Source organism: Sorangium sp. So ce362, assembly GCF_051519845.1.
Classification (GTDB): Bacteria; Myxococcota_A; Polyangia; order Polyangiales; family Polyangiaceae; genus Sorangium.
The window spans coordinates 239141-265869 of record NZ_CP150332.1 but is presented as its reverse complement, the minus strand read 5'-3'; the positions used below and the strand labels follow the sequence as shown (position 1 = coordinate 265869).

The window sequence follows — 26729 nt, the reverse complement described above, 5'->3', positions numbered from 1 at the left end:
GAACGCGGCGAGCGCAGCTGTCGCCGCGCAGCGGGTACGCCGCTCACTCCGCCGCCTCGACGAGCTCCTGACCGTGGTTGCGGTTCACCGGCCGCGACAGGCCGTAGTTGTCGCGCAGCGTCTTGCCCTCGTATTCGGTCCGGAACAGACCACGACGCTGCAGGATCGGCACCACGTTGTCGACGAACGCCTCGAGCCCCGACGGCAGCACCGGCGGCATGATGTTGAAGCCGTCGGCCGCGCCCTGGTCCCACCAGTGCTGGATCGCGTCCGCCACCTGCTCGGGCGTGCCGGCGAACGTCCGGTGCCCGCGGCCGCCGCCGAGCCGGCCGATGAGCTGGCGCACCGTCAGCCGCTCCCGCCGGGCCAGGGTCACGATCAGCGTGTAACGGCTCTTGGCCCCCTCGATCTGATCCTCGCTCGGGAGATCCCCTGGCAGCTCGGCGTCGAGCTCGAGGTCCTCCGGCTTCACGCGCAGCGTCTGCGCGAGCTGGCGCTTCGCGTACTCCGGCTTGATGAGCCGGTCGAGCTCGGCGTCGAGCGCGTGCGCCTCGGCCTCGGTGGCGCCGATCACGGGCACGATGCCCGGCAGGATCTTGATCGACTCCGGGTCGCGGCCCAGCGCCCGGACGCGCGCCTTCAGATCGGTATAGAACCGCTGCCCGTCCTCCAGCGTCTGCTGCGCCGTGAACACCGCCTCGGCGTACCGCGCCGCCAGCTCCTTGCCGTCCTCCGACGAGCCGGCCTGCACGAGCAGCGGATAGCCCTGCGGCGGGCGCGGCACGTTGAGCGCGCCGCCGACCTTGAAGTGCCGGCCCGCGTGCCGCGCCGGGTAGATCTTCGCGTCGTCGCCCCAGACGCCGTTCTCCTTGTCGCCGAGCGGCGCGTCGTCGTCCCAGCTGTCCCACAGCTTCAGCGACACGTCGATGAACTCGGCCGCCCGCGCGTACCTGTCGCTGTGCGCCGGCAGCTCGTCCAGGTTGAAGTTGCGCGCCGCGTCCACGCCGGCGGTCGTGACGATGTTCCACCCGGCCCGCCCCCCGCTGATGTGATCCAGCGACGCGAACCGCCGGGCCAGGTTGAACGGCTCGTTGTACGTTGTCGAGGCGGTGGCGATCAGCCCGACGTGCTCGGTCACGCCCGCCAGCGCCGCGAGCAGCACCGTCGGCTCGAGCGTCCCGGCCGGCCTGCGGCCGACGTTGTTCCAGAGCACCGGGCTGTCGGCGAGGAAGAGGGAGTCGAGCTTGCCCCGCTCCGCGACGCGGGCGAGGTGCTTGAAATGCGCGATGCTCGTGTTCGCGAACGGGTCGCTCTCCGGCAAGCGCCACGAGGCCTCATGGTGGCCTACGCTCATGAGAAACGCGTTGAGATGCAGTCGTCCGGGCCGATGGGTCACGGGGCACTTCCTTCCAGTTCAGAGCTCGAGTCGGTGTCTTCGGTGGAGGCCGCTGCCGGCGCCACGCCCAGCGCGGCCAGCAGCGACTCGCGGCAAGCGAGGAATCGGGGGTCGCGGAGCGGGCGCGGGGCCGGCAGCTCGATCCGCTGCTCCTCGGCGATGCGGCCGTCGACGAGCACCAGCACCCGGTCGGCGAGCGTGATCGCCTCGTCGACGTCGTGGGTGACCAGCAGCACGGCGGGGCGGTGCCGCGCGCACAGCTCGCGCAGGAGATCGTGCATGCGCATCCGGGTCAGCGCGTCGAGCGCGCCGAACGGCTCGTCGGCCAGCACGAGCTCCGGGTCGCGCACGAGCGACCGCGCCAGCGCGACCCGCTGCTGCTCGCCGCCGGACAGCTCGACGGGCCACGCGCGCTCCCGCCCGGCGAGCCCGACCTCGGCGAGCGCGGCCTCGCCGCGCGCCACGGCGTCGGGCAGGTCGAGCCCCAGGATCACGTTGTCGAGCACCCGCGCCCACGGCAGGAGCCGCGTGTCCTGGAACACGACCGCGCGGTTCTCGGGCATGTGCAGCTCGCCCGAGCCGGTCACGTCGTAGTCGAGCTCGGCGATCGCCCGCAGCAGGGTGCTCTTGCCCGAGCCGCTGCGGCCGAGCAGCGCGACGAACTCGCCCCGCTGGATCGTGAGGTCGACGTCGTCGAGGACCGTGCGGGCGCCGAAGCGGCGGGTCAGGCCGCGGATCCGCACCGTGGGCGGCGGCGCGGTCAGCCGGCCAGGATACGACGCCATGACAGGGTCCTTCTCTCGATGAGCCGGACGGCCGCGTCGGAGGCCAGGCCGAACAGGCCATACACGACGAGGCCGAGGAGGATGATCTCCGTCTGACCGTAAGAGCGGGCCAGCGACATCATGTAGCCGATGCCGCTCGTGGCGTTGATCTGCTCGACCACCACGAGCGCCAGCCACGCGCCGGTGACCGCCAGCCGGACGCCCATGAGGAAGCCCGGCATCGCCCCCGGCAAGGCCACCTTCCGGACGAACTGCCACCTGGAGAGGCGGACCGTCTCGGCCAGCTCCACGTAGCGCGCGTCGATGGTGCGCAGCGCGGCGTGGGTGTGGACGTAGACCGGGATGACGACGCCGAGGGCGATGGTGAGCACCTTCATCTCCTCGCCGATGCCGAACCAGAGGATCAGCAGCGGGATGAGCGCGAGCGTCGGGATCGCGCGCTTGAGCTGCACCGGCCCGTCCACGAGCGCCTCGCCGACGCGGGTCAGCCCGGAGAGCAGGGCCAGGACCGTGCCCAGGCCGACGCCGAGGGCGAGCCCGAGGAAGGCCCGCTGCGCCGACGTGAGCAGGTTGGACAGCAGCCGCCCGTCGGCGATCAGATCGCTGGCCGTGGTCACCACGGTCCACGGCGCGGACAGCACGCGCGCGTCGAGCACGCCGGTCGCCGAGGCGAGGCCCCAGGCGACGAGCAGCAGCGCCGGGCCGAGCGCCGCGCCGTACGGGATGCGCCGGCCCGGGCCGAGGCGGCGCCGCGAGCGGCGGCCGGCGACCGGGCGCGCGAGCGCGCCGACCAGCGAGGCGTGGACATCCGCGGTCGCGGTGAGATCCGGGCCGCCGGCGACGCGCAGCGAGGCGGCTCGCGTGGCGACGCGCGGCGAGATGGCCCTCGTGGGCAGTGTGGTCGTCATGGAGTGCTCCTGTCGGCCGTCGCCGGCCGGTCCGTCGGTTCGGCGCCCTGGGCGGCGCTGGCCACCTCCGCCCCGATCGACTGGAATCGACGGTCGAAGATCGTCGTGGCCTCGAAGCGCTTCTGACCGGAGGCCTCGGCGAGCAGGTCGACGGTCTCCTGGGTCAGCGCGATCGTCTCGGTCCAGTCGCTCGGGTACTGCGGCTTGCTCGTGCTCTCGACGAGGAAGCGCCCCTCCGCGGCGGTGAGGCCCTGGTCCTTGACGTAATACGCCTCGATCCACGGCTCCGGGTGCGCGTGGGCCCACAGCTGGGCCCTGGCGCGCCACCTGGCGTATTCGACCAGCGCCGCCGCCTTGTGGGCGTCCTGGAGCGCCTCGGTGCGCACGTGAAGGAAGCCGAGGTTGTCGCGGACCCCGTGCGAGATCGACGAGGCGCCGTCGGCGCGGTAGTCGTTGAGGTAGCGCAGCAGGGTGATGCCGGACAGCGGCGCGACGTCGACCTGTCGGCCGGCGAGCGCCTCCCTGAACTCGGGGCTGCCGAGCTGGACGAGGGTGACGTCCTGCGGCGACAGCCCGGCCTTCCTCAGCGCGCGCAGGACGAGCGCGCCCTGCGCCTGCCCCGGCGAATAGGCGATCTTCTTGCCGCGGAGGTCCTGGACCGACGCGAGCCGCACGCCCGGCGCCGTCGCCAGCTCGTAGATGGGCGTTTCCCGCACCAGCACGGCGATGATCTTGATGTCGACGCCGGTGAAGGTGGCGTGGATGGGCGGCGTGTCGCCGACCGAGCCCGCGTCGAGGACGCCGGCGCGGAACGCCTCGATGGTCTGCGGCCCGCCGCTGATGTTCTGCCAGTCGACGCGGAACGGCAGCCTGTCGATGTCGCCGGAGATCTGGAGTTGCTTCTGCGCGCTCGGATCACCGATGCTGAGCCGCGTCTCTCGCGGGAACTCGGCCGGGATCGGGGCGTCCAGGGCGAGCCGGGGACCGGCGCTCGCGCCGCGCTCGCGCTTGCACCCGGACAGGGCGAGCAGCGCCGCGGCGAGCACCAGAAGAAGGCCTTTGCTGTCGATGAACGTGCGCAGATGGACCTCGGTGCGCGGCTGGAAGCGAGGCCGTGTCCCTGGCGCTCAGGCCCGCTCCGCCGCCCAGCCGGGCACCGGAGTGGAGTCCTCGAGAGGCGCAGAGATGAGCTTCGACAAGGCAGCTTGTGCGACCCCTCCGCAGGAGCGCCGCGCGCCGGCAGACCAGCAACACCCATGCCGCCGCGCGGGCCGCCCTCCGGCGGCGACCGTCCATGGGTCCGCGCGGCGCCCGGCGGCGGATCTGCGGACGCGTTGCTTCCCCAGCAACAGCCGGTGGTGATCCGCTGCTCCGGCACGAGCACGGCGGGTCCCGTCCGGGGGGGGTGGGCGGGCGCACGGCCGCGGTGTTTCGCGGGCGATTGACAGCCTGGCGTTTCACTGCGGGGGGAATTGTACCATTCCTGGAAACGTCCTAGGGTGGGCCCATGGATCGCCGGGCTGCGCTAAGGCTCCTCCTTGTCGCGGGCGGAGCCGCGCCCATCGCGGGCGCGTGCCGGCCCTCGACATCGGGGACATCGAGCTCGGCTTCGACATCGGACGCCACGTCGACGTCGGGCGCGAACGAGAGAGGTACAATGTCCGAGACCCTGAACCAGGCTCACGCGGGGCGCATGCCGGCCGTCTTCCTCGCGCACGGCTCTCCCTTCCTGCTCGACGATCGCGCGTGGGTGGCCGAGCTCGGCGCCTGGGCGCAGGCGATGCCGCGCCCAAGGGCGATCCTGATGCTCTCGGCCCACTGGGTCGACGCGCCGGTCACCCTCGGCGCCACCGAGACCGTGCCCCTCGTGTACGACTTCTACAACTTCCCCGAGAAATACTACCGCGTGACCTACCCCGCGCCGGGCGCCCCCGCGCTCGCGCGGCGCGTCCGGGAGCTGCTCGGCCCCCTCGGGCCGGTCGCGGAGGATCCGCGCCGGGGCCTCGATCACGGGGCCTATGTGCCGCTGGTCTGCATGTACCCGGGTGCCGACATACCCGTGCTCCAGGTCTCGCTGCCGACCCTTTCTCCAGGCCCGCTCCTCGAGATGGGGCGAGCGCTCGCGCCGCTGCGCGACGAGGGGGTGCTCGTGATCGGCAGCGGGTTCTTGACTCATAATCTGCGCGCGGCAGACTGGCGCGGCGATGCGGTCACGCAGCCCTGGGCCACGGAGTTCGACGCCTGGTGCGCTGACGTACTCGGGCGCCGCGACGTCGACGCGCTGCTCGATTACCGCAAGCGCGCGCCGGGGGTGAAGATGGCGCTCCCGACGCACGAACATTTCGTACCGGTGGTCGCCGCCCTGGGGGCGTCGATCGACGTGAGCGAGCCGGTGGAGTTCCCCATCACGGGGCTCACCTATGGCACGTTCACGAAGCGTTCTGTGCAGTTTGGCTGACCGACAAGGAGAATGTCTCTCATGATCACGTCCCGTATTGCTGGCCTCGTGCTCCCCGCCGCCCTCGCGCTCTCGCTCGCGGGCTGCGAGGATCCGACGAAGGACAAGCCCAAGGCGACCGTCTCGACCGCCGCGCCGGCGCAGGCGCAGGCGGCCGCGCCCTCCGGCCCCGCCGAGGCGCTGCCCCTCGACGCGGCCGCGTCCACCATCGGCTTCGTCGGCTCGAAGGTCACCGGCAAGCACGAGGGCAAGTTCGAGAAGATCTCGGGCTCGATCACGCTCGCCGGCGGCAAGGCCGAGGGCGGCAAGCTCAGCGTCGAGGCCGACACGGCGTCGGTGAAGTCCGACGCGGAGAAGCTCGACGGCCACCTCAAGTCGCCGGACTTCTTCGATGTCGAGAAGTTCCCGAAGGCGACCTTCACCTCGAGCCAGATCAAGGCCGGCGGCGAGAACGGCGCGACGCACACGATCACCGGCGAGCTCGATCTGCACGGGGTGAAGAAGACCATCACCTTCCCCGCGACCATCACCGAGGGCGCCGATGCGGTGTCGGGCAACGCCGAGTTCGTGATCAACCGGAAGGATTTCGGGATCGTCTATCCGGGCAAGCAGGACGACCTGATCCGCGACGACGTGCTGCTCAAGCTGTCGCTCAAGGCGCCGCGCAAGCAGGGCTGAGCGCCGGCCCGAGACCGGGGGCGCCGCCCGCGCGCGGGTGGCGCTGTCATCCCGGACCAGGAGCTGCGCGCGACGACCGAGGCGACCGCGCTCTCCGCGCGGGGCGACGCCAGCGAGCCTCACCCTATCGACCGACGCACCGGCGCCCGCTCCTGTTGACGCAGCGCTCCGGAATCGCCCCGCCCCTCCTGTCATTCATCGCGATCGAGGAGAGCCGCGCGCCGGTCGATTCGAGCTGACACCACCTATGTGAACGTTCACTAACGGCTCTGGAGGGCCTGTCCACGGCGCCTCGCGCCCGCTCCTCTTTGACGCCGCGCTCCGGAGGAGCCCCGCCAGCCTTGTCCTCCCCGGGCTGAGGGTACCCGCGGGCTGGTCGATTGGAATTGACACCGGTCCTGTGAGCGTTCACATTAGGCCCGAGCGGTATCCTTTGTCTTCGCCCTGGGTGGGTGGGCATGCACACCGAGATCTTCGTCCTACGATCGATCTCGGCACCGATTCCGTTAGCTCGGCGGTGCGCGTCGCGAACGGCGGATCGGGGCCACCGCAGGTCGCCCGCTGTCGCGGCGCCCCCCCCGAGGCCGCGCGAGCTCTAGCGATTTCGCTCCGGCGCGAGCGCGCGAGCTCAGGTGACATCCGAATTGTCCAGCATCGATCGATCGCGGACCCAGCGTTGCAGGTCAAACCGAAGCCGCGCTCGATGACATGTAGTGAGCAAGACAACATCGGACGGATGTGGTTGCATCGATAGTTATGCTGAGGGGGCTGCTTGACCACTGGAGCTTGATCAGGAGACAACGATGACCCGACCGTCTTGTTCGATGACCGGCTCGCCGCGCTGGAGGCGGGCGCTCGGCGCGGGGCTCTGCGCTGCGACGCTCCTGCTCACGGGGTGCACGGGCTCCTTGGGTGATCCGGAGGGAGGCGGCGGCCCTGTGCCGGGCGGTCTGCCGGGCGGCGCGGCGCCGTCGCAGGTCGCCGGGCGCAGCATGTTCCCGCGGCTGAGCCACGCGCAGTGGGAGAGCACGGTGCGCGATCTCCTGCGCCTCGACGACAGGCCCGGTCTCTCGGCGTCGTTCACGAGCGATCCCCTCGGCGGCGTGTTCGACAACAACGAGGCTGCGCTCCAGGTGACCCCGGGTCTCTGGAGCGATTACCAGCGCGCCGCCGAGGAGCTCGCGGCGATGGTGGCCGGCGACCAGGGCAAGCTAGAGCGGATCGTGCCCGCCGATCTGCCGGCCGGGCCGGAGGCGCGGGCGCAGGCGTTCGTCGAGCGGTTCGGCGAGCGGGCGTTCCGGCGCCCGCTCACGGCCGGCGAGCGGGGCACGTACCTCGCGCTGTTCGACCGCGGCAAGGAGCTCTTCGAGGGCGAGGACCCGTTCGTCGCGGGCGTGCGCGCGGCGACCGAGGCGTTCCTGCAATCGCCCCATTTCGTCTACCGGGTCGAGCTCGGCGCCGGGCCGGCGAAGGGCGGGCTCATCCCGCTGAGCGGGTACGAGATCGCGACCAAGCTCGCGTACCTCTTCTGGAACACGATGCCCTCCGACGAGCTCCTCGAGGCGGCGAAGGCGGGCGAGCTCTCGACCCACGAGGCGGTCCGCGGCTACGCCGAGAGAATGCTCGAGGACCCGCGCGCCCGCGAGGTCGTCAGCGCGTTCCACCGGCAGCTCTACGATTACGAGCACTACCACGACCTCAACAAGGACCAGGCGCTCTACCCCGAGTTCGTCCCCGAGATGGGCGACGACATGCAGCGCGAGGCGGAGCTGTTCGTGGATCACATCGTCTTCGAGAAGGAGCGCGGGCTCACCGACCTGCTCACCTCCCGCACCGCGTTCGTGAACGATCACCTCGCGGCGGCGTACGGCGTCGATGGCGAATTCTCCAATCAATTCAAGCAGGTGGAGCTCGACAAGGCGGAGCGCTCGGGGCTGCTCACGCGCCTCGGCTTCCTCGCGTCGAGGGCGACGGCGCGGCAGCCGGACTCGATTCACCGCGGCGTCTTCGTGAACCTCAGGATCCTCTGCGCGGCGCTGCCGGCGCCGCCGGACAACGTGACCGGGCTGCCGCCGGGGGAGCACGCGACCAACCGCGAGCGCGTCGCGGCGCACACGGGCAAGGGGACGTGCGGCGCGGCATGCCACGCGACGATGATCAACCCTGCCGGGTTCGCCTTCGAGCATTACGACGCGATCGGCAAGTACCGCACGACCGACAACGGCGTGCCCGTCGACGCCGCGGACGTCTATTATCTCGGCGGCGAGCCGAGGAGCTACGAGGACGCGATCGCGTTCAGCCAGCTCCTCGCCGAGAGCAGCGAGGCGCACGCGTGCTACGCGAGGCGCTGGGTCGAGTTCGCCCACGGCCGCGAGGTGGGCGCGAAGGACCGGGAGCTCATCAAGGAGCTCGGCGAGGCGTCGCGCGGCGGCGCCTCGACCAAGGAGCTCCTCCTCCAGATCGTCTCCTCCACATCCTTCCTCACTCGCGTTCCCACGGAGGCGCAATGATCACCCGACGACGTGTGCTTCGAGGCCTGTTTGGCGTCACGGTCGCGCTCCCGTTCCTGGAGACGTTCGCGCCCCGGCGCGCGGCGGCCGGCACGGGCGACGTGCCGCCCTTCGCGATCTTCATGCGCCAGGCGAACGGCGTGGCGCAGGCGGCCGGCGGCGAGCCCGAGATGTTCTGGCCCAGCGAGGCGGGCCCGCTGTCCGCCGACGCGATGGAGCGGGACAGCGACCGGGCGGTCAGCGAGCTCAAGGAGTACGCGAGCCAGCTGATCATGGTGCGCGGCGTCGACTTCGCGTTCCAGGCCAACGGGTGCGGCCACTCCGGCGGCGGCAACCAGTGCCTCACGGCCGCCCGCGTGTCGGACAGTCCGAGGGGCAACGCGTCGCTCGCGATGGGCGAGTCGATCGACAACCGCATCGCGACCGAGCTCAACCCGCCGGGCGTCGAGCCGCTGACGCTCTACGCGGGCAGGATGGGCGGCTACATCAACGAGGTGCTCTCGTACCGCGGGCCGAAGCAGCTCCGCGCCGCCGAGCGCAACCCGTTCAACGCGTACCAGAAGCTCTTCGGGCTCGCCGACGTGGACACCGAGGTCAAGCAGTCGCTGACCGAGCGCCGCACCAGCGTGAACGATCTCGTGCGCGCGGAGATGCAGGCGCTCATGAGCCGGAAGGACCTCAGCAAGAGCGATCGCGAGCGGCTGAAGCTCCACTTCGACAGCATCCGCGACCTCGAGGTAGCGCTCTCCTGCAAGCTGCCGGAGGAGCGGGTCGCCGAGATGGAGGCGATCTCGCCGAAGGTCGGCAGCTCCGAGAACGTGGAGACCGTCACCCGCATGCAGATAGACATCATCGCGCTCGCGATGGCGTGCGGCGTGACGCGCGCGGCGACTCTCCAGGTGGGCGACGGCAACGACGGGACCGAGTACACGATCAACGGCGTGCGGCAGAAGAGCTTCCACAAGATCTCCCACCGCATCGACAGCGACGGCACCTCGGGCCCGCCGATCGAGGGCGCGCAGGAGCTGCACCATCAGATCGACCGGATCCACGCGCGGCACTTCAAGCACCTGCTCGACAGGCTCTCGTCCTACGAGCTCGGCTCGGGGACGCTGCTCGACCACGGCGTGGCGGTGTGGCTCAATGACAACGCCGACAAGTTCCACTCCTTCAAGAAGGTTCCGTACATCCTCGCCGGCGGCGCCGCGGGCTACCTGAAGACCGGCCAGTTCGTCGACGTCAAGGTCACCAACAACAAGCTGCTCAACACGATCGGCGCGGCCGTCGGCTGCACCAACAGCCAGGGAGGCCCGCTCGACGACTTCGGCGACGAGAGCCTCGAAGGCGGGCTCGTCGACCCGATCATCGCCTGAGTGAGAAGGCATCCTCACTCGTACACGAAGGAACCGGCGCCGGCCGCCCGAACGGCCGTGATCGACGGCTCCGGACCCCAACCGATCAGGTGAACATGCATTCCTCACGAAAATTGTCGATAGCGGCATGGCGCGGGGGCGCGCTCGTCCTGGCCGGGCTCTTCGCGAGCCCTTCCGCGCTGGCCGATTACCCCATCGCCTCGCACCGCTACCTCGCCGACCCGGCGTCGCTGGTGCACGACGGGCGCGTTTACCTCTACTGCTCGAACGACGACGACAGCGTCAAGGAGGACGGTTCGGACGACGGCTACAAGATGGCCTCGATCGTGGCCGTCTCGAGCAGCGACATGAAGAACTGGACCGATCACGGGGAAGTGATGCGCATGCCCCGTGACGCCTCCTGGGCGAACCTCTCCTGGGCCCCGGCGCTCACGGAGCGCAACGGCACCATCTACATGTACTTCGGCAATGGCGGGTCCAATATCGGCGTCGCCTCGAGCGACAGCCCGACCGGACCGTTCAAGGACGCGAAGGGCAGCGCCCTGATCACGTCGAGCACACCCGGCGCCTCGGGCCCCAACATGTGGCTCTTCGATCCGGGCGTCTTCGTCGACGACGACGGCCAGGCGTACCTCTACTTCGGCGGCAACGGCGAGCAGAACGCGCGCATCAGCAAGCTGAACGACGACATGGTGAGCGTCTCGGGGTCGGCCATCGCGCTCACGGTCCCGTACTTCTTCGAGGCCGCCTGGATGCACAAGCGCGACGGCGTCTACTATCTGTCGTACTCGACGAACCCCGCCAACGGCATACGGATCGACTACCTCACGAGCAAGAGCCCCACGTCCGGCTTCACGTACGGTGGCACGGTGGGGCAGCAGCCGCCGAAGAACAACAGCGACAACAACCACGCGGCGATCTTCGAGTTTGGCGGCTCCTGGTACCACGCCTACCACAATCGCTCCGTCGCCAACGACGCCGGAGAGCCCACAAGCTATCGCCGGAACATCGCGCTCGAGTCGCTCACCTACAAAGCCGACGGCTCGATCGTGCCGGTGACCTACACGACGGACGGGCTCAAACAGATCGGGCACCTCGACCCGTACGCGCGCGTCGAAGCCGAGACCTTCAACGCACAGAGGGGCATCGAGACCGAGCCCTGCGAGGAGGGCGGGATGAACCTCGCCAACATCCACGACGGAGACTGGGTGCGTCTCCGTGGCGTCGACTTCGGCGAAGGGGCGGAGAGCTTCAGCGCGCGCGTCGCGAGCGCCGCGGCGGGAGGCAGCATCGAGCTCCACCTGGATGCGCCCGACGGCATGCTCGTGGGGACCTGCGCGGTCGAAGGGACGGGGGGCTGGCAGACGTGGAGCGATACGTCGTGTGGTGTCGACGGCGCCACCGGCGTGCACGATCTTTATCTGGTCTTCACCGGTGGCGAGTCGTACCTCTTCAACGTGAACTCCTGGCAATTCTCGCCCATCGGAGGTGAGGGAGCCGGCGGGGCTGGCACGGCTGGAAGCACCAGCGGCGGCGGCACCGTCAGCGGCAGCGGCAGCGGCAGTGGCGGTGGCGGTGGAGCCGGCTCCGGCGGAGGGTCCACGGTGGGTACGGGTGGGGCTTCCTCGGGCTCAGCGCCACCCGCCCAGACGTCGGGGGGGACCTCCGGCGGGGAATCAGGCGACCCAGCCGGTTGTAGCTGCCGCTCGGCGAGCCGCGCCCCGTCCGGGAATGCCCTCGTGCTGACAGCGCTGCTCGCGGCGTCTCTGGGGCTCCGGCGGCGCGACCGAAGGGGGCGTGGCCCGGGAGCGATGAGCTCGAATCTGGGATAAACCGCACGTCGTGCCGCTCGTCGTGGCCCCCCCAGACAACCATGTCGGTCGGCGGCGCGCTCCTGCCGACCTCGGCGCCAGCGGAGGTGGTGACGGCGGCTCCGGACGCGACGCCCGCTCCGTCTTTTCGGTGGAGAGGCTCACCAGGGAGTGCAGAATTTCGCGAACGGAGCGATGATGCCCTCGGGGTGAGCCTCCAGGACAGCGGGCCGCGATCGGCTCACGCGGAAGGCTCGCCGGGGTGGATTCGTGAATACGGCAGCTGAAGATAGAGAAGAGAGGGTGTGCATCGATCCGCGGCTGCTCGTCGAGACCCTGGACGACCCCGCGCTCGTTATCGACGCGCGCGGCGCCGTGCGGTGCAAGAACGAGCCGCTCGCGCGGCTCCTCGCGGGGCCCGGGGCGCCCATGCTGCCGCTGTCGCCGGAGGGCGATCGCGTGCTCTTGCCGCCGGCGCCCGCGGCCGTCGACCTCGCCTGGCTCCAGGCGCTGCTCTCGGGTGAGAGCGACCGGGGCGAGAGCGACCTCCCGGGAGAGGGCTCCGGCGCGCCGCGCTGGGCGCTCCGCGGGCTCTCCTGCACGATCGGCGGCGGCCGCGGCGCGCTGCTCCGCTTCATCGATCTGGACGAGCGCCGCGCGCGGGAGCACCAGCGCCGCTGCGTGCAGGTGATCGAGACGATGCAGCTCGGCTGCGCGTTCCTCTCCCTCGAGACCCCCGCAGATGACCGGTCGCTCCGCTACGTCTACATGAACCCGGCCTCCGCGCGGCTCGCCACCAGGCCCATGGCGGAGATCATCGGCCGGACCGTGGACGAGAGCGCCCCCAGCCTGCGCCAGCTCGGCATTCCTCAGCTCCTGGCGGACCTGATCCGCAGCGGCCGCTCCGCCGAGGACGAGCTGGTCCTCCCCCCGGAGGCGGGCTCGCGCGTCATCACGACCTGGTCGTTTCCCGTGGGCGATCGGGGCCTCGCCGTGATCTACGACGACATCACCGAGCGCCGGGCGACGGAGGAGTCGCTCGAGCGCGCGCGCATCCTCCTCGACGGCATCATCGAGAACCTCCCGCTCATGCTCTTTGTCAAGGAAGAAGCGGAGCTCCGCTACGTGCGGGTGAACAAGAGGTTCGAGGAGTTTCATGGCCACGCGCGAGAGGACCTGATCGGCAAGCGCATCGCTGACTACTTGCCGCAGGAGGTGGCCGACAAGCTCGACGCCGAGAGCCGCGCCGTCCTGGCGGGGGGCGTGCCGGTCGAGATCCCCGAGCTCCGCGTGCCCTCGGCGCGCTTCGGGGAGCGCATCTGCCACTCCCGGTGGATCCCCATGAAGGACTCGAAGGGCAAGGGGTGCTATCTGCTCGGGCTCGGCGAGGACATCACCGAGCGCAAGAAGATCGAGGACGCCAAGCGCCACGAGGCGATCCTCCTCGAGACCCAGCGGCGGCTCCTCGATCTCATCCAGGAGCTCTCGACGCCGAGCATCCCCATCCACCCGGGCATCCTCGTCGTTCCGCTCATCGGCCAGATGGATAGCTCCCGCGGCGCTCAGCTCATGGAGTCGCTCGTCGGCGCGATCGAGCGGCACCATGCCGAGTTCGTCATCATCGACATCACCGGCGTCACCTCGGTCGACACCGCGGTGGCGAACCACCTGCTCCAGGCCACGCGCGCCGCGGCGCTCCTCGGGGCCGAGTGCAGCGTCGTCGGCGCCTCGCCCGGCATCGCCCGCACCGTGATCGACCTCGGCCTCGATCTCGGCAACCTCACCACGCACCGGGACCTGGAGGCCGGGTTCCGGCACGCGCTGGCGCGCAAGGGGTATGTCATCGCGCCGCGCGCGGCTCGAAGGGCCTGAGGCGCGGCGCGGTCCGGGCGCTTCCCGCCGCCGGAGAGGCGCAAGGGCGCGCCCGGGGGCTCACTTGCAAAGGGCGGTGTCGACGAGGTCGAGGATGTCGAGGTAGGCCTGATCGGCGGCCCCTTCGCCGTACAGGAAGTACGGCAGCACCGTGACGGCGACGGTGATGGCGCGGCCGTCGTCGGTGACGCCGCCGCGGGTATGGTAGCCTGGGATGTCGCCGCCGTGTCCCCAGACGAGGCCGCCGCAGCTGAGCGGGGTGCTGACCACGCCGAGGCCGTACCGGGCGCCGGGCCACATGGCGGCGTCGACGGTGGTGCGCAGCTCCTCGAGCTGCGCCGGCTCGAGGAGCTCGCCGCCGAAGAGGGCGAGATAGAAGCGGTTGAGGTCGCTCGGGCTCCCGATCACCTGTCCTGCGGCCCATCCCCAGGACGTGTCCAGCTCGGTGACGTCTTGCAGCGGTTCCAGGGGCACGTCCGTGTGATAGCCCTTGAGATGGCACCCCTTCATGCTCTGCTCGCCGACGCCGGGGAGATAGGTGCTGCGCAGCCCGATGCGCTCGATGACCCGCTTCGTGATCTCCTCGTTCAGCGGGCGGCCGGTGACCTTCTCGATGATCAGGCCGGCGAGGACGTAGTTTGTGTTGCTGTACGCCCATTCGGAGCCGGGGGCCTTCGCCGGCTGCGACAGCCCCATGTCGAGCAGAGCGTGGGGATCGAAGTAGGTGTGCTGGACCGGGAAGAAGCCGCCGCTCAGGAGCACATCGTCGTAGTCGGCCAGCCCGCTGGTGTGCTGTAGCAGCTGCCGCACCGTGATCTCGCGGCCGTCGATGCCCTCGCCGCGGACCAGGTCCGGCAGGTACGTCTCGACCGGCGCGTCGAGGTCGACCTTGCCCTCGCCGACGAGCTGCAGGACGACCACGGCGGTGAACGTCTTGCTGTTGCTCCCGATGCGCACAAGCCCGTCGACAGGCACCTTCGCCTGGGTCTCCAGGTCGCGGACACCGGCGGCATAGTGACGGAGTTTCCCGTCGACATCCCGGACGGCGGCCAGGACGGCGGGGTACATGCCGTCGCCGAGGCGATCCACGGCCTGCTGTACGGGGTCGTCCGGGTCGGTGTTGGCGCCGTTCGTGGAATCGTCGGCGCACTCCCCCCACGGGTCGCCGCCGCTGCCGGCGTCTTCGCCGCCGCTGCCGCCATCACCGCCGCCGCTGCCGCCATCGCCGCCGCTGCCGGCGTCTTCGCCACCGCTGCCGCCATCGCCGCCGCTGCCGGCGTCTTCGCGGCCGCCGCCATCACCGCCGCCGCTGCCGGCCTCGGTGCTCGTCGGCGCCCCGCCGCCGTCGGAGCAGCCCGCGAGCAGGGCCGAGGAGCCGAGCAGCGTCGAGACAAGGACCGTCGAGAGGACGTTTCGCAAGCGCATCGTGGCTGCGCCGGCAACACGCGTTCTCGGAGAAGTGAAAGGAGGGTGCAGGGAATTCATGATCGGCTCCTGGTCGTGCGCGGGCGCCCTCGCGTCACCGCCGCGCGCCGTCGGCGCGCGCCGCCGGGCATCTCTGCGTCGGTTGGAGAGCTCCGTTCGTGTTCGTGACTCTGTTCCCGGACCCGCGAGGTCCGTTCATGCCTCGAGACGATTTTCTCTTCGAAGCACCGCTGTGGCTCCTGCCAGCACGGCGGTCGTGCCCACCGGCGCAAGGGCGCGCCCGGGGGCTCACTCGCACAGCGCGGCGTCGACGAGCGCGAGGACGTTCTCGTAGACGGCGTAGACATCCTCGATGGTTTGCACGCTGGGCACGGCGGAAGGCAGCGCCGTGACCGCGACGGTGACGGCGCGGCCGTCCTCGGTGACGCCGCCGCTGGTCTCGTAGCCGAAGATGTCGCCGCCGTGGCCCCAGACGAGGCCGCCGCAGCTCAGCGGGCTGCTGCTCAGGCCAAGACCGTACTCGTTTCCGGGCCACATCGTGGATGCGTCGACGGTGGCGCGCATCTCCTCGAGCTGCGCCGGCTCGAGGAGCTCGCCTCCGAGCAGGGCGGCGAAGAAACGGTTCATGTCGCTCGGGGTGGAGACCATGTTTCCGGAGGCCCCTGCGATCGACGGGTCCAGCTCGGTGACGTCGCGCAGCGGCTCACCGAGCGCCGCGTGATAGCCCCTTGGATGGCACCCCCGGATGCCCTGCTCGCCGACGTCGGGCACATAGGTGTGGCGCAGCCCGATGCGCTCGATGATCCGGGTCGTGACCTCCTCGTTCAGCGGGCGGCCGGTGACCTGCTCGATGAGCAAGCCGGCGAGGATGTAGTTGGTGTTGCTGTACGCCCAGTCGTCGCCGGGGGCGAATTTCGCCGTCTGCGTCAGCGCCAGGTCGACCAGAGCGCGGGGCTGGACATAGGTGTGAATGGCCTTGAAGAGATCTTCGCCCAGGAGCAGCCCGACGAAATCGGGCAGCCCGCTGGTGTGCTGCAGCAGCTGCCGCACCGTGATGTTGCGCCCGTCGATGCCGTCGCCGCGGACCAGGTCCGGCAGGTACGTCTCGATCGGCGCGTCGAGGTCGACCTTGCCCTCGCCCACGAGCTGCAGGACGACCACGGCGGTGAAGGGCTTGGTGTTGCTCCCGATGCGCACCTGCCCATCGACAGGCACCTTCGCCTGGGTCTCCAGATCGCCGACACCGGCGGTGTAGTGACGCGTGCTCCCGTCGAGATCACGGACGGCGACCAGGACGGCGGGGAACTTGTCCTCGCTCACCAGGCGGTCGGCGCGCTGCTGCAGGGGATCGTCGGGGTCGGTGCTGGCATCGAGCGTGGCGTCACCGGCGCACTCGCCCGACGGGTCGCCTCCGCCACCGCCGCTGCCGGCGTCTTCGCCGCCGCCGCCGCCGCTTTCGTCGCCGCCCGCGCCGCTCTGGGCGCCGCCGCCTCCCGCGCCGCTGCCGGCGTCCGTGCTTGCCGGCGCCCCGCCGCCGTCGGAGCAGCCCGCGAGCAGGGCCGAGGATCCGAGCAGCGCGGAGATGAGGACCGTCGAGAACACGCGTCGGAAGCGCGTCGCTGCTGCGCCGGCGACCGGCGTTCCCGGAGAAATGAAGCGATGGTGCAAAGATTTCATGATCGGCTCCTGGTCGTGCGCGGGCGTCCCCGGATCAACGCCGCGCGCCGTCGGCTCGCGCCGCCAGGCATCGTCACGTCGATTGGAGAGCACCGCTCGTTTTCGGAGCTCTGTTCCCGGACTCGTGAGGATCATTCATGCCCAGAGACGAGATTCTCTTCAAAGCGCCACCGGCGCCGGGCAGAGCGTCATCGGCGGCGGCGCTCGTCGCCGAGCTGCCGGAGGGCCACGCGCGCGCGGCTCGCCGGCCGGCCGGTGGCGATCCGGGTCGACGGCGAGCGCTTCGTGATCGATGTGGCGGGCGCGCCGGGGCGATGAAGATCAGCCAGAGCAACGATCGGATCGCGGCGGGACTGGCGGAGCTGGCGGCACGCGTGGCGGCCGCCAGGTCCCGGGGCGCGGCGAGGGCTGCGAGATCCGGCAAAAAAGCCTCGGCACGCCGCTCGCAAAGAGTGCCTATCGAAACGCCGCGAGGGCCGACCTCGCGCTGGCCTCGCCGTTGCGGGACAGCGCGAAGGCCCGGGCGCGGCGTGATAGCTCGAGCCGGCGCCGCGCGTCGCGCTCGGATGGAGGCACGCATGTTGGTTCATCGCTCTCATCGCTCCCTGTTCCTGCTTCTCCCTGTTCTCGCGCTCGCCTGCTCTGCCGCGCAAGGCGCCGCCCTGCCGCGACCGGAGAGCACCGCTCCGCGGCAAGACGGTGCGGGGGCTCCGGCCGGCTCGACCGGCGCGAAGCGCTTCGTCGACGCCGAGTCGTACTTCACGAGCGCGGCCGAGATCGACGCCTGGTACGGGCTGCTCCGCGTTCTGGACGACGACTTCGACGCCGTGTGCGGCGACACCTTCTGCGAAGGCGAGTACAGCAACTACAAGCCGCTTCGGTTCCGTTGCTCCGTCGAGGAGCACGCCGGGACGATAGGCAGCTGCATGTGGGTCTTCGCCGCGAGCAACGAGGAGATCCTCCCTTCCACGGGCGATGTGGAGGTGGACGCCAGGGTCTTCCTCTGCGAGATGCCCGTCGCCCCGGAGACCGCCGTCGTGGACCTCGTGAAGGCGCTCTCGGCGCCGATGGATCGGGCGATCGACGCCGCGCTCCCCGGAACGGACAGATCGCTGTACGACGGCCTCGTCGAGTGCCTCTGAGAGCCCGCCGGCATCGGCCGGCGGGCTCATAATTCTTGCAATGCCGCATTCTTCAGGCCAAGTTCACGAGCGCACATGACGGCGAGCGCAGAAGGACCAGCGGACACACGTCCAGTGAAGATCAACCGCGGGGACGTGTTCTGGATAGGGCCAGATGACTCGCGAGGGCCTGCCCCGAGCTACTGCCATCCCCACGTGGTAGTTCAGGACGACCTCTTCAACCACTCGCGCATCACGACCGTGGTCGTGTGCGCGATGACGTCGAACTTGCACCGTGCGAACGAGCCGGGGAATGTCCTGCTCGACGTGGGCGAGGGGGACCTCCCCAGGCAGAGCGTCGTGGTCGTGTCGCAGATCTCTTCGGTCGACAAGGCCCGCCTGGGGGAGCGGATCGGGTCGCTGTCCGACACGCGGGTGGAGCAGATCCTGGCCGGCCTGCGGTTCCAGCAGGTGTCGTTCTTCGGGCGGTAGATAGCTCGACCGCCGGCCTGCTCGCTCTCCGGCGCACGTGCCTGGTCCTCCGGATCACTCGATCGTCAGCGACAGCGGCGGGCTGGCATGCGCTCCGTTCGACACCGTCACCTGGTAGACGCCGGACGGATACGACTCCTCGATCAGGATCCTGCGCTTGTTGATCTTGGAGATGGGGGCCAGCACGTCGAACTCGGGCCCGGTGATGCGCACGGTCGTCAAGCCCTCGACGAAATTGTCACCGATCACATAGATGGGATACCAGACGGGAAAGTCGGTCCGGTCCGACGCGAACCGCTGGATGGTCGGCGGGAGGTTCGGATCCGGCGCGGGCTCGGGCGGGCAGGAGGTGACCCACGGCGGGCAGTCGCCGAGGGAGCGGTACGGGTCGCGTCCGAGGAGCTCCTGAACGCGCCACTCGGAGATCAGCCGCACGCGCATCCCTTGACCGGGGGTCACGCTGGGAAGCGACGGCACCGCAGGCACCGCGTCGAAACACCCGTCCCCGAGAGCGTGATCGCGGCACACCGCCATGTCGGCCTCGCCGGCGACGAACCGAGAGAGCCACGCCGCGATCGGGAGAGGCCCAGCCGGCTCGATGGCAGGGTCGAGGACCATGAGCTGCCCGCCGACCCGGACCACGGGCGCAACGTGGCCGCTCCACGACACTTCTCCGTCCGGCTCGTTCTCGGTTTGCAAGGTCAAATCCCCGGTCACCCTGGCAAACCAGGGCGTCGGATAGTCCCACTGATGGAGGAGGTAGGTCGCCGCCGGGGCCCGCTCCTCGCAGCCATTCTCGGGATCGAGCCAGGGGATCCGCCGCGGAAAGTCGGGTTGCTCCGGCAAGGCGAGCGCCTGCACCCGCGTGTCGCGGATCGCTGCGAATCCATCGCTCAGCTGCGCCTCGGTCCAGCTGGGGACGCAGTCGACCGGCAGATCCTCGAGCGCGCCCTTGAGCTCGTTGTACGCGTGTGGACCGTCGAGCAACGGGCAGCTCCCGCTCCCGGCGCTTCCCTGGAGCGGCGCCTCCACATCCGAGCGATCGAGGTCGAGCTCCGGCTCGGAATCGCGACCCTCGTCGCCTCCGCACGCCGACGAGGCCATGACCATTGCCGCGACACAGAACAATTCCACCAAAGCAAGATACCGCTGTCTCATGAATTTTCTCTCCGAGCGTGCGAGATACGAGCCGTCTCGAGAGACTGACCCGCATGAAAACCTGACGGTTGCCTGGTGGATGCCGGCAACCTCGGTCGTCCTTCACGCGAATCGCCACGACTGCGTCGTTTTCCTGCTGCGCGTGACCACGCGTCGCGAGGATCGAAGCGGATGTCGGGTCCGGAGTCCCGAGCTCGACGCCTCGAAGAGGGGCGTCGCCGAGCCCACATCGTTCAGGCGCTCATCGAAGTGACGAGCAGCTTGTCGCGAAAGAGCTGCAGGACGCGGTCGAGCGCGGCGCGCGTCGGCTCGCCCGGCGCGTCGATCAACGCGCCGGTGAGCACCGAGTGATGCTTCCTGAGGGGCCCTTCGGGGTGCCCGTCGGCTTGCTCCAGCTCCACGGCGACGAACCCGTCGCCGAGGCGCTCGCGAAGGAACTGGAACCGCTCCTCCGGCACCAGGGGATCGCCCTTGAAGCGGAGCCCCATCACCCGGAGGCCCTCTCGGTCGCAGCGCTGCGCCACCGCGTCGAGGGTCGCAGGATCGCAGTCGACGGATCGCCGCCGGCTCTTCGTGAGCGGGAACGGGAGCGAGGGCTGCGACATGACGGGCGCCAGCACCCGAGCGTCTGCAGCCATGGCGAGCGCGAACCCGCCGGTGAAGCACATCCCCACGACGCCCACGCCCGGCCCGCCGCAGCGCTCGTGCTCCGACGCGGCGAGGGCCCGGAGCCAGTCGACGACCGGCGAGGAGCGCCCCGCCGCGAAGCAGGTGAACTCCTTGCTGATGCAGGCCTTGGCCATCGTCGAGAGGCCGTAGAGCACGCCCGAGAGCCTGGGTCGCAGGGGGTCGCGGCCAGCGGTGCCGAAGAGGTCGGGCAGCACGGCCGTGCAGCCGAGCGCCACGACCCGGTCCGCGAACCCGAGCACCTGGGGAGAGATGCCCGGCATCTCGGTCAGCACGAGGACCGCGGGGCCCTTCCCTTTTCGATAAACATCGCGCGTCTCTCCGTCGCGCGCGACGCGCTCGCGCTGGAAGGTGGCGAGATCGCCCTCGGGCGCCCTGGGTTGGCTCGGTGCGGTCACGGCGACACTGCATCACAGCACGCGCGCGCGGTAAAGCCTGGGGCACATCTACGTCCCGGACGCCGCACACCCGGTGCTCGACGGCATGAGCCCACGGCTCAGACCACGACAGGCCCACGTGGCCGGCGCGGGCCTTGAGCCCTCGCGCGAAGAGTGATTTAAAGCATCATGCCGTCGATCCTCATCAAGGCCGCCGATGTGATCACCCTCAACGACGCGGGCGATGTGCTCCGCGGCGTCGATATCGCGATCGAAGGCGGTGCGATCGTCGCCGTCGGCCAGGCGCCCCCCGGCTTCCTCGCCGGCGAGGTGCTCGACGGCACCGATCTCGTCGCCTTGCCCGGCCTCTGGAACGCGCACACGCACGCGGCCATGACGTTCGTGCGCGGCTTCGGAGATGACCTGCCGCTCGATCGCTGGTTCAATGAGAAAATATGGGTCGCGGAGCGCGCCCTCACCGCAGACGACGTCGAATGGGGCGCCTATCTCGCCGCGGCCGAGATGATCCGGAGCGGCACGGTCGGCTTCGCGGATCACTATTTTCATATGCACCGCGTCGCCGACGTCGTCGAGAAGAGCGGCATGAAAGCGCTCCTCGCCTGGTGCGTCTTCGGCCTCTCCAGCGAGGTCGGGGCGGATCTCTCCGGGGCCGTGGATTTCGCCCGGCGCTTTCAGGGCGCGGCCGGCGGCCGGATCAAGACGTGCCTCGGCCCGCACGCGCCCTATACCTGCCCGCCCGAGTTCCTCAGGAGCGTCGGCGAGACGGCGCGCAAGGAGGGCCTGGGCATCCATATCCACCTCGCCGAGAGCGACGAGCAGGTCGAGGCATCGCGGAAGCGCCACGGGAAGACGCCCCCCGCGCTCCTCGACGCGCTCGGCCTCCTCGACGTCCCCGGCCAGAAGCTCGCCGCCCATTGCATCTCGGTGACCGAGGAGGACACAGCGATCCTCGCCGGCCGCGGCGTGAGCGTCGCGCAATGCCCCGGCTGCCACATGAAGCTCGGGATGGGGGTGACGCCCGTCCCCGCGCTCCTCGCCCGCGGCGTGAACGTGGCGCTCGGCACCGACGGCCCCGGCTCGAACAACAACCTCGACATGCTCGAGGAGGCGCAGCTCGCGGCCCTGTTGCAGAAGGCGCACCTGCGCGACGCCGAGGCCCTGCCCGGCGACGCCGTGCTCCGCCTGGCCTCGCGGAACGGCGCGCGGGCCCTGGGCTTCGAGGCGAGCGGCGTCATCGCCCCCGGCGCCGCCGCCGACATCATCCTCTTCGATTTCCACCGCCCTCACCTCCGCCCTCGCAACAGCCTCGTCGGCAACATCGTGTACTCGGCGAGGTCCAGCGATATTCGCCACTCCATCATCGCGGGCCGGCTCGTCATGAAGGACCATGAGCTCCTCACGCTCGACGAGGAGCGGATCCTCTGGGAGGCGGAGCGCCGCGCGTTCGCCATGCTGGCCCGCGCCAGGGGCACGGCGCTGCGCGAGTACAACGGATGACGTGATCCATCGGGCCATCTCCGTGTTCGCCCGCGCGGCGACCGTCGTCTGCGAGAGGGCGGCTCCCGACCGATCGATGGGTCGGGCGCCGCGCCTCATCGACGAAGCAGCATCGCGATCTTGGCAGCGACGAGCTTCGCCACGAACCTGAGGGGGAAGGTCGAGTAACCGGGCACATCGCTCGGGACATCGCCATTCTCCGGCTTGAACTTCGTGTTGATGCGCATCTGCAAGGGCGGAGCATCTCCCTCGAACCGCGCTCGGTACACCGAAACCCAGTGCGGCCCGCCATCGAACCGGAGGAACATCGCTGAATTGCAGCAGGCGGCGACGACTCGGCTCGTGGGCGACGTCTCTCTGATCTTGTGGCCCTGCAAGAGCTGGTCTCCCTTCGAGCATCGGAAGCGATCCTTCCGGTAGAGGAGGTATGCGGTACCGCCGTCGGGATCTCGAACGGGAAGCGCATCCGGCAGCGCTTCGATCTGACGGGCGCCTGCCTGGCAATCGTCGCAGTAGCAGGCGGCGCCGAGGATGGGAGCGCCGGTGGCCTCGAGCTCGACACTCCCGCATGAGCACCGAGCGGTCGTGATATGTTTCGCCGGTTCAGACATCCGTCAGTCCTGTCCTGGTGGCGCCCAACGACGTGGGCTTCTGTTGCTCGCGGTGCGCTGGCATCGACCCAAGGTAGGCGGGCCGGCGGGCGATCATGGCGTCGCAGCGTAGCTCAAAGGCTGGCGCACGCCGGCAACCGGCGGTGCTCGATGCGGAGGCCGGCGACGACTCGACCGCGGCTGCGACGGGAACCTCCGGCCCGCCCGGCTGTCGATCAGCCTACCCCACAGCCGGCGGGCCCGCGTTCAGGCGCGGCCCGCCGTGCCACGACCGGAGACCCCCGTGCGAAGCTCCCTCCTCCGCGGCCGCGCTGCGCTCGCCGCGATCGCCGTTCTCGTCCCCGCGCTCTCGAGCTGCGCCGACAGCACCTCGCCGCCCGCGACACCCGGCTCGCTCTCGCGCGGTCCCGAGCCCGCCGCGCCCGCCGTGCCGCCCCTCGCCCTCGCCGCGCGCCGCCCCGAGGCCCCGCCGATCCAGCTCACCGCTGCCGACGGCACGGGGCTGCGCCTCGCCGCCCTCACCGGCCGCGCGGTCATCGAGGCGCCGCTCGCGCTCACCGAGCTGCACCTCACCTTCGAGAACCCCGAGGATCGCGTGCTCGAGGGCACCTTCCGCGTCACCCTGCCGCCCGGCGCGAGCCTCGGCCGCCTCGCCATGAGGATCGGCGATCGCTGGCAGGAGGGCGAGGTGGTCGAGCGCCAGCGCGCGCGCGAGGCGTACGAGGACTTCCTCCATCGCAAGCAGGATCCGGCGCTGCTCGAGCAGGCGGCGGGCAACGAGGTGAGCGCGCGGGTGTTCCCCATCCCGGCGCGCGGCGTGAAGGAGATCGTCCTCTCGTATTCCCAGGAGCTCCGCCCGGACGCGCCCTTCACCGTCCCCCTGCGCGGCCTGCCCGTGATGAGGCGCCTCGACCTCGAGGCCACCGTCGCGGGCGCCGCCGCGCCGATCCACGTGCTCAAGCGGAACGACGCGGCGCCCGACGCCGATTTCGCGGTGGATCCCGCGCGGCTCGGGTCGATGGAGGCGCGGGGCGGCCTGCGCAGCGGCGAGCTCGTGCTCGCCCGCGTGCGCGCACCGGTGGAAGCGCGGCCCGATCCGCTCGCCTCCGCCGTGATCCTCGTGGACACGAGCGCCTCGCGGGCGCTCGGCCTCGACGAGCAGCTCGGCCTGCTCGCGGCCGTCGCGCAGGCGACCGCGCGGGCAGGCGGCCCGGGCGCGCCGCTCACCGTCGCCTGCTACGACCAGACCGTCACCCCGATCTTCGACGGCCCGGCCTCGGCGTTCGGCGAGGCGGAGCTCCGGCGCATCCGCGAGCGGCACGCGCTCGGCGCCTCGGATCTCGGGCGCGCGCTCCGCTGGGCCGGCGAGCGCGCGCCCGCCCGCGGGCAGCGGCGCGTTGTGCTCCTCTCGGACGGCATCGCCACCGCGGGCGAGGTCGCGCCGGGCGCCCTGCGCGGCGCGGCGGCGGCGCTGCGCGACGCGGGCGTCGAGCGGCTCGACGCTGTCGCGCTCGGCGGCATCCGCGATGAGGCCGTCCTCCGGCAGCTCGTCACGGCGGGCCTGCCGCGCGACGGCGCCGTGATCGACGGCGCCCGCGGCGTCGCCGAGCTCGAGCGGCGCCTCGCCGCGGCCACCCGCTCGGGGATCGCCGTGAACGTCGAGGGCGCCCGCTGGGTCTGGCCCCGCACGCTGGACGGCGTGCAGCCTGGCGACGAGGCGCTCGTCTACGCCGAGGTGCCCGCCGAGCTGCCGGTCCGGATCACGGTGGACGGCCGCACCACCGCGCCCGATCTCCGCGGCGTGGAGCGCCCGCTGCTCCAGCGCTCCTGGGCGCGGGCGAAGATCGACGGCCTCCTCGCCCGGGAGACGTCGGGCGGCGACCCGACCGCCCTCCGCCGGCAGATCATCGACCTCTCGATCACCCACCGCGTGCTGAGCCCGTACACCGCGCTGCTCGTGCTGGAGACCGAGGGCGACTACGCGCGCTTCGACATCGCCCGGCGCGGCCTCGCCGACATCCTGACCGTGGAGGGCGGCCGCGTCTCCGTGCAGAAGCGCTCCTGGCCGCCGGCCCAGAAGCCGCAGCGCGCCGCGCCGCCCGCCCGCCCGGACGCCGAGGCTTCCCTGGGCCAGACCGCGGCCCTGCGCCCGCCCCCCGCGCCGCCTGGATCTCCTCCCGGCGCGCAAGCCGAAGCGTCCCTCGGCGCGGGCGGGCTCGGGCTGTCGGGCATCGGCGAGGGCGGCGGCGGCCGCGGCGAGGGCATCGGCCTCGGCGCGATCGGCACCCTGGGCCACGGGGCCTCCGCGCCCGCGCCGAGCGCCGCGCCGACCGCGGGCGCCGGCCAGGGCTTCGGCAGCGGGCACGGCCGCCTCGGCGGCCGCCACCGGGGCGCGGCGCCCTCGGTCCGCATGGGCGCCGTCCAGGTGAGCGGCCGCCTCCCGCCGGAGGTGATCCAGCGCATCGTCCGCCAGAACTTCGGCCGCTTCCGCCTCTGCTACGAGCGCGGGCTCCAGCGGAACGCCGGCTTGCAGGGCCGCGTCGCCGTGCGCTTCACCATCGACCAGCGCGGTGCGGTCGCGAAGGCGCGCGACGACGGCTCCGATCTGCCCGACGGGGCCGTGGTCTCCTGCGTGCTCCGCTCCTTCCACGCGCTGAGCTTCCCACCGCCCGAGGCCGGGAGCGTCGACGTGGCGTACCCGATCCTGTTCGCGCCGCCGGACGCCCCCGACGCCCCCGACGCCTCCGACGCCGCCGCGCCGCCGCCAGAGCCGCCGAGCGAGCCGTATACCGGCCGCTTCAAGCGGATCCAGGACCTCCTCGCCCGGGGCGACGCGCCGGCCGCGGTGCGCGACGCCTCGGCCTGGCGCGCCGAGGCGCCGGGCGACGTGCTCGCCCTCGTCGCGCTCGGCGAGGCGCTCGAGGCCGCGGGCGACGCGCCGGGCGCCGCCCGCGCGTACGGCTCGCTCATCGACCTGTTCCCGGCGCGCGCCGACCTCCGCCGCTTCGCCGGCGGGCGCCTCGAGCGCCTCCCGCCCGGCGCGGGCCTCGATCTGGCGGTCGACACCTACGAGAAGGCGCGCGAACAGCGCCCCGACCACCCCTCCAGCCACCGCTTGCTCGCGTTCGCCCGCCTCAAGCGGGGCGAGCACGCCGCCGCCTTCGACGCGCTCGCGGCGGGCCTCGAGCGCCGTTACCCGCCGGGACGCTTTGCCGGCGTGGAGAGCGTCCTGCGCGAGGACCTCGGCCTCATCGCCGCGGCGTGGCTCAAGGCGGATCCGGCGCGCCGGGCGAGCGTCCTGGGCCGGCTCGCGAAGGCCGGCGCCGCGCTCGAACGGGCGCCCTCGCTCCGCTTCGTGCTGAGCTGGGAGACCGACGCCAACGACGTCGATTTTCACATCCGGGACGACCGCGGCGGCCACGCTTCCTACGAGAACCCGACGCTGCCGGGCGGCGGGCGCCTCTATGCCGACGTCACCACCGGCTACGGGCCCGAGTGCTTCACCATTCGCGCGCCCCGGGAGCAGCGGGCCAGCCGGTACACCCTGCAGGCGCATTACTATTCGCGCGGCCCGATGGGCTACGGCATGGGCAAGCTGCAGATCGTCGATCACGACGGCAAGGGCGGCCTGAGCTTCGAGGAGCGGCCCTTCGTGGTGATGATCGACCGCGCGTTCGTGGATCTCGGCGCGGTCACGCGCTGAAGCGCCGGAACGCCGCTGCTCTCCAGTCTCGTTCCGTGCATCAGCAATTCCTGGCGGGACGATTCCGCGGGAACGAACCGTCGCGATCCGGTGGAGAGCGACGAGCGTCTGCGAGGACGAGGCGGAGAGCAGGAGCCTCCTGCGAGGCGGCGACGATCAGCGTCTCGGG

The 26729-nt window shown here is 71.1% G+C and carries 19 protein-coding genes; 10 read left to right on the top strand and 9 right to left on the bottom strand.

Annotated elements, in window-relative coordinates:
- Window positions 1-43: 43 nt before the first annotated feature.
- From WMF17_RS01050 to WMF17_RS01035, 4 genes are read right to left on the bottom strand one after another with little or no spacing between them, the layout of a single operon-like run.
- Window positions 44-1396, bottom strand: coding sequence for an LLM class flavin-dependent oxidoreductase (locus WMF17_RS01050; protein ID WP_437647516.1), 1353 nt, complete (start codon window positions 1394-1396; stop codon window positions 44-46).
- The gene (locus tag WMF17_RS01045; protein ID WP_437600098.1) at window positions 1393-2181 is read right to left on the bottom strand and encodes an ABC transporter ATP-binding protein; all 789 of its coding nucleotides are present in this window, start codon (window positions 2179-2181) and stop codon (window positions 1393-1395) included. Before WMF17_RS01045 ends, WMF17_RS01050 begins: the two co-directional genes overlap by 4 nt.
- A complete protein-coding gene (locus WMF17_RS01040; RefSeq protein ID WP_437600097.1) occupies window positions 2157-3089 on the bottom strand; it encodes an ABC transporter permease in 933 nt (310 codons plus the stop codon). The genes WMF17_RS01045 and WMF17_RS01040 overlap by 25 nt, the downstream gene beginning before the upstream one ends.
- Window positions 3086-4135, bottom strand: a complete 1050-nt coding sequence (locus WMF17_RS01035) for an ABC transporter substrate-binding protein (protein WP_437600096.1) — start codon at window positions 4133-4135, stop codon at window positions 3086-3088. Before WMF17_RS01035 ends, WMF17_RS01040 begins: the two co-directional genes overlap by 4 nt.
- A 611-nt stretch (window positions 4136-4746) precedes the next feature.
- Here WMF17_RS01035 and WMF17_RS01030 point away from each other — a divergent pair.
- The 6 genes from WMF17_RS01030 to WMF17_RS01005 all read left to right on the top strand — a co-directional run bounded on the left by WMF17_RS01030 (window position 4747) and on the right by WMF17_RS01005 (window position 13791).
- Window positions 4747-5547, top strand: a complete 801-nt coding sequence (locus tag WMF17_RS01030) for a dioxygenase family protein (protein WP_437600095.1) — start codon at window positions 4747-4749, stop codon at window positions 5545-5547.
- 21 nt (window positions 5548-5568) lie between these two features.
- Window positions 5569-6225: a YceI family protein gene (locus tag WMF17_RS01025; protein ID WP_437647514.1), complete on the top strand. Its 657-nt coding sequence runs from the start codon at window positions 5569-5571 to the stop codon at window positions 6223-6225.
- An 803-nt stretch (window positions 6226-7028) separates the two neighbouring features.
- The gene (locus WMF17_RS01020; RefSeq protein ID WP_437647513.1) at window positions 7029-8735 is read left to right on the top strand and encodes a DUF1592 domain-containing protein; all 1707 of its coding nucleotides are present in this window, start codon (window positions 7029-7031) and stop codon (window positions 8733-8735) included.
- Window positions 8732-10108 carry a DUF1552 domain-containing protein gene (locus WMF17_RS01015; RefSeq protein WP_437647511.1) on the top strand — a complete coding sequence of 459 codons (1377 nt, stop codon included), beginning with the start codon at window positions 8732-8734 and terminating at the stop codon, window positions 10106-10108. Before WMF17_RS01020 ends, WMF17_RS01015 begins: the two co-directional genes overlap by 4 nt.
- 113 nt (window positions 10109-10221) lie before the next feature.
- On the top strand, window positions 10222-11940 hold the full coding sequence (locus WMF17_RS01010; protein ID WP_437647509.1) for a glycoside hydrolase family 43 protein: 1719 nt from the start codon (window positions 10222-10224) through the stop codon (window positions 11938-11940).
- 282 nt (window positions 11941-12222) lie between these two features.
- Window positions 12223-13791 carry a PAS domain-containing protein gene (locus WMF17_RS01005; protein WP_437647507.1) on the top strand — a complete coding sequence of 523 codons (1569 nt, stop codon included), beginning with the start codon at window positions 12223-12225 and terminating at the stop codon, window positions 13789-13791.
- Window positions 13792-13851: 60 nt separating this feature from the next.
- On the opposite strand, the gene WMF17_RS01000 is transcribed toward WMF17_RS01005, so the two are convergent.
- Both WMF17_RS01000 and WMF17_RS00995 read right to left on the bottom strand, forming a co-directional pair.
- Window positions 13852-15216 carry a serine hydrolase domain-containing protein gene (locus WMF17_RS01000; RefSeq protein ID WP_437647505.1) on the bottom strand — a complete coding sequence of 455 codons (1365 nt, stop codon included), beginning with the start codon at window positions 15214-15216 and terminating at the stop codon, window positions 13852-13854.
- A 288-nt stretch (window positions 15217-15504) separates the two neighbouring features.
- The gene (locus tag WMF17_RS00995; protein ID WP_437647503.1) at window positions 15505-16893 is read right to left on the bottom strand and encodes a serine hydrolase domain-containing protein; all 1389 of its coding nucleotides are present in this window, start codon (window positions 16891-16893) and stop codon (window positions 15505-15507) included.
- Window positions 16894-17471: 578 nt separating this feature from the next.
- Between WMF17_RS00995 and WMF17_RS00990 the strand changes: the two genes are divergently transcribed.
- Entirely contained in the window at window positions 17472-18035 is a 564-nt protein-coding gene (locus tag WMF17_RS00990; RefSeq protein ID WP_437647501.1) for a hypothetical protein, read from the top strand.
- A gap of 75 nt (window positions 18036-18110) precedes the next feature.
- Window positions 18111-18506, top strand: coding sequence for a type II toxin-antitoxin system PemK/MazF family toxin (locus WMF17_RS00985; RefSeq protein WP_437647499.1), 396 nt, complete (start codon window positions 18111-18113; stop codon window positions 18504-18506).
- Window positions 18507-18560: 54 nt separating this feature from the next.
- On the opposite strand, the gene WMF17_RS00980 is transcribed toward WMF17_RS00985, so the two are convergent.
- Both WMF17_RS00980 and WMF17_RS00975 read right to left on the bottom strand, forming a co-directional pair.
- Window positions 18561-19640 carry a protein-glutamine glutaminase family protein gene (locus WMF17_RS00980; protein ID WP_437647497.1) on the bottom strand — a complete coding sequence of 360 codons (1080 nt, stop codon included), beginning with the start codon at window positions 19638-19640 and terminating at the stop codon, window positions 18561-18563.
- Window positions 19641-19897: 257 nt separating this feature from the next.
- The gene (locus WMF17_RS00975) at window positions 19898-20749 is read right to left on the bottom strand and encodes a dienelactone hydrolase family protein (RefSeq protein WP_437647495.1); all 852 of its coding nucleotides are present in this window, start codon (window positions 20747-20749) and stop codon (window positions 19898-19900) included.
- Between the two features lie 168 nt (window positions 20750-20917).
- Here WMF17_RS00975 and WMF17_RS00970 point away from each other — a divergent pair, with 168 nt between their 5' ends.
- Window positions 20918-22246: an amidohydrolase gene (locus tag WMF17_RS00970; RefSeq protein WP_437600083.1), complete on the top strand. Its 1329-nt coding sequence runs from the start codon at window positions 20918-20920 to the stop codon at window positions 22244-22246.
- A 95-nt stretch (window positions 22247-22341) separates the two neighbouring features.
- Here WMF17_RS00970 and WMF17_RS00965 read toward each other — a convergent pair whose 3' ends face one another.
- The gene (locus WMF17_RS00965; RefSeq protein WP_437647493.1) at window positions 22342-22857 is read right to left on the bottom strand and encodes a GFA family protein; all 516 of its coding nucleotides are present in this window, start codon (window positions 22855-22857) and stop codon (window positions 22342-22344) included.
- Between the two features lie 283 nt (window positions 22858-23140).
- Here WMF17_RS00965 and WMF17_RS00960 point away from each other — a divergent pair, with 283 nt between their 5' ends.
- A complete protein-coding gene (locus WMF17_RS00960) occupies window positions 23141-26560 on the top strand; it encodes an AgmX/PglI C-terminal domain-containing protein (RefSeq protein WP_437647491.1) in 3420 nt (1139 codons plus the stop codon).
- Window positions 26561-26729: the final 169 nt, after the last annotated feature.

Coding starts and splice junctions, on each gene's coding strand:
- WMF17_RS01045 (WP_437600098.1), bottom strand. CDS start 2,181: ATGGCGTCGTATCCTGGCCGGCTGACCGCGCCGCCGCCCACGGTGCGG.
- WMF17_RS01040 (WP_437600097.1), bottom strand. CDS start 3,089: ATGACGACCACACTGCCCACGAGGGCCATCTCGCCGCGCGTCGCCACG.
- WMF17_RS01030 (WP_437600095.1), top strand. CDS start 4,747: ATGTCCGAGACCCTGAACCAGGCTCACGCGGGGCGCATGCCGGCCGTC.
- WMF17_RS01025 (WP_437647514.1), top strand. CDS start 5,569: ATGATCACGTCCCGTATTGCTGGCCTCGTGCTCCCCGCCGCCCTCGCG.
- WMF17_RS01020 (WP_437647513.1), top strand. CDS start 7,029: ATGACCCGACCGTCTTGTTCGATGACCGGCTCGCCGCGCTGGAGGCGG.
- WMF17_RS01015 (WP_437647511.1), top strand. CDS start 8,732: ATGATCACCCGACGACGTGTGCTTCGAGGCCTGTTTGGCGTCACGGTC.
- WMF17_RS01000 (WP_437647505.1), bottom strand. CDS start 15,216: ATGCGCTTGCGAAACGTCCTCTCGACGGTCCTTGTCTCGACGCTGCTC.
- WMF17_RS00995 (WP_437647503.1), bottom strand. CDS start 16,893: ATGAAATCTTTGCACCATCGCTTCATTTCTCCGGGAACGCCGGTCGCC.
- WMF17_RS00990 (WP_437647501.1), top strand. CDS start 17,472: ATGTTGGTTCATCGCTCTCATCGCTCCCTGTTCCTGCTTCTCCCTGTT.
- WMF17_RS00985 (WP_437647499.1), top strand. CDS start 18,111: ATGACGGCGAGCGCAGAAGGACCAGCGGACACACGTCCAGTGAAGATC.
- WMF17_RS00970 (WP_437600083.1), top strand. CDS start 20,918: ATGCCGTCGATCCTCATCAAGGCCGCCGATGTGATCACCCTCAACGAC.
- WMF17_RS00965 (WP_437647493.1), bottom strand. CDS start 22,857: ATGTCTGAACCGGCGAAACATATCACGACCGCTCGGTGCTCATGCGGG.